The 2,710-nt window shown below is 69.2% G+C and carries 3 protein-coding genes; 2 read left to right on the forward strand and 1 reads right to left on the reverse strand.

Annotated elements, in window-relative coordinates; all coding sequences use genetic code 11:
* Window positions 1–188 precede the first annotated feature (188 nt).
* Both WBA11_RS04505 and WBA11_RS04510 read left to right on the forward strand, forming a co-directional pair.
* On the forward strand, window positions 189–419 hold the full coding sequence (locus WBA11_RS04505) for a hypothetical protein (protein WP_424519530.1): 231 nt from the start codon (window positions 189–191) through the stop codon (window positions 417–419).
* Between the two features lie 207 nt (window positions 420–626).
* Entirely contained in the window at window positions 627–1,763 is a 1,137-nt protein-coding gene (locus WBA11_RS04510) for a tRNA-queuosine alpha-mannosyltransferase domain-containing protein (protein WP_424519531.1), read from the forward strand.
* Window positions 1,764–2,212: 449 nt separating this feature from the next.
* Here WBA11_RS04510 and WBA11_RS04515 read toward each other — a convergent pair.
* Window positions 2,213–2,710, reverse strand: a 498-nt coding sequence (locus tag WBA11_RS04515) for a response regulator (RefSeq protein WP_424519532.1), incomplete at its 5' end; no start/stop codon positions are given.

Here is a 2,710-nt window from a genome sequence, read left to right on the forward strand (position 1 = left end):
CTCGCGTCTGGAAGCCGGCGCTCGCAGCCCAGGCAGAGCGGGGGGTAGGCGAGGTCCGCAAGGCCTCGGGCCAGCGAGGCTGCGGCCGAGCGGAGCCGGGTGGCGGACGACGAAATCTGGGCGAGAGGGTCGGGCACGGTATGGGGAATATCTTGGTCGCTCCCTTCGCGTCCAAACGCACCTCCCCTATGCCCGAACGCCGCGGGATGATTATCAAGAACGTCTCCGAGAAGACGCTCGACCTCCGCCTCGACACGCGCACGATCTCGATGGAGGCCGGCGACGAGCGCCCGGTCTCGCCCGTCGAGGTCAAGGACTCCGCACTCCGACAGGCGCTGCAGATCCGGTCCATCGCCATCGTCCGCCCGACGACGCCCGAGGAGTCCGAGCAGTTGGCCGACGAGCTGAGCGAGGGCTAGCCGTCTTCAGCGCGGCGCGCTCGGCCTCGAGGTCGCCGAACGTCCTGGCCCCTCTCGGTCCGGCCTCGGGGGCGGCGCGTGATCGTGTGCGTCCGGTCTCGTTACCGGTGGCGCCGCGCGCACTGCTTCCCGGAATCGGGCCGGCCTCGAGGTCGGAGCCCACGTTTCTCGTCCTCGCGGTCGACCCGCTGTACTTCTCTCCACCCGATGAACGTCCTGGTCCTCGAGCCCTGGTACGGCGGCTCGCACCGCCGATTCCTCGATGGTCTTGTGGCGCACAGCGCGCACGACGTCCGAGCGGTCACGATGGCCGCGCGCTACTGGAAATGGCGGATGCAGGGGGCCGCCGTAACCCTGGCCGAGAAGGCCCGGGCCATCCTCGAGGGCGGATGGCGCCCCGACGTCATCGTGGCGACTGGCATGGTCAACGTGCCGGCGTTCCTGGCCTTGACGCGCGACGTGTTCGGCGGGACGCCGGTCGTGATGTACCTCCACGAGAACCAACTCACGTACCCGCTCCGCGACGGCGACGAGCGCGACTACACGTACGCCTGGATCAACTACCTCTCGGCGCTGGCCTCGGACCGCGTCGTGTTCAACAGCCAGTTCCACCACGACGAGTTTTTCGGCGCGCTCCCGGACCTGCTCCGTCGGTTCCCGGACTACGCCCACCTGGGGGCGCTCGCCGGCTTGCGCGCCAAGAGCTCCGTGCTGCACCTGGGCCTCGACCTGGCCGGCCTCGATGCCGCACGCCCCGCCGCCGAGGCGCAGCGATCGCGAGAGCCCGGGCCGCCCGTGATCTTGTGGAACCACCGGTGGGAGTACGACAAGAACCCGCAGGCCTTCTTCCGCGCCATCAACCGGCTCGACGACACCGGCGAGCGGTTCCGTTTGATCCTGGCCGGCAAGACGTTCGCCGAGCAGCCGCCCGCGTTCCAGGCCGGTTTCAGCCGCTACGCCGAGCGCGTGCTCCACTACGGCTACGCCGAGTCGTTTCAGGAGTACGCCGCGCTCCTGTGGCGCTCCGACGTGGTCGTGTCGACGTCGGTCCACGAGTTTTTTGGTGTCTCGATGCTCGAGGCCATCCACTGCGGCTGCCACCCGCTCTTGCCCGACCGGCTCACCTACCCCGAGCTGATCCCGGACCGGCTGCACGCGCCTCTGCTGCACGCACCGGTCTTGTACGACGGCGAAGACGTCCTCTTCGACACCTTGCGCTCCATCGTGCGCGGCGATGCCCATCCGCTCCCCGCAGACGTCCTGCGCGACATCCCGTCCGACTTCGCGTGGCCCCTCCAGGCACCCAGATTCGACGCTCTGTTCGAAGACGCGTCCTCGAGGTAGTCCGTCACGAGCCCCGCGTTGCTCACGAGATAGGCGGACGGCTTGGTGGCGAGCCGAACCGTTACGCCGTAGGGCATGCGGTCGGCGTCGTAGAAGCCGTGCTCTGCGGCGATGTGCGCGGCCCGGCTGGGCGCGATCACCGCGTCCTCGAGGACGACCGATCCCCTCGTTGGGTCTGCCACGCGTCGGATCCGGCCTCGGACGGACAGGACCATGCCGGAGAACGGGGGCTCGAACGCGTCGCGGAACAGGTCCACTTGGACCACGCTCTCGTCGGACCGTTATCTCGGTTCGCATCCCGTCGTTGTCGACCTCGAAGACGGACTCCGTTTCGTGCGGGTCGATGCGGGGAGTCACCTCGAGGACGGCGGCGACCTCTGTGAGGTCCCTGGTCAACGCGGGCATGAAATCAGTGGCGGACGCAAGACCACAACGCGTCCTCGAGGCCGCTATGCGACCGCTCCCTCGCTTCGTTCTCGGATGGCGCGCTCGATGGTCGCCGCGAGGTCCTCCGGGGCGACCGGTTTGGCGAGGTAGTCGTCGCAGCCGGCGTCCAGGCAGTTCTGGCGGTCGCCCTCCATCGCGTTCGCGGTCAGGGCCACGATCGCGGGCCTCGGGTGGGGGCCGCAGTCGTGGTGGATCGCGGCCGTGGCCTGGAGGCCGTCCATGACGGGCATCATGATGTCCATCAGGACCACGTCGTAGGCGCCGGTTCGGACCGAGTCGACGGCCTGCGCGCCGTCGGAGACGACCTCGGGCCGGTAGCCCAGGCGCCGGAGCGTCAAGGACGTCACCTTCTGGTTGATGGGGTTGTCCTCGGCGAGGAGGACCCGAGCCTGTGGGACGATGTCGTCCATCGGGATCACGACGCCGAGCGGCTTGTCAGCAGGCGCTTCCACGGGAGCAGGCGCGCTGACCTCGGGCGGCCGTGCCGCGGCGGCCTGGGG

The organism is Rubrivirga sp., from assembly GCF_049648075.1.
GTDB lineage: Bacteria > Bacteroidota > Rhodothermia > Rhodothermales > Rubricoccaceae > Rubrivirga.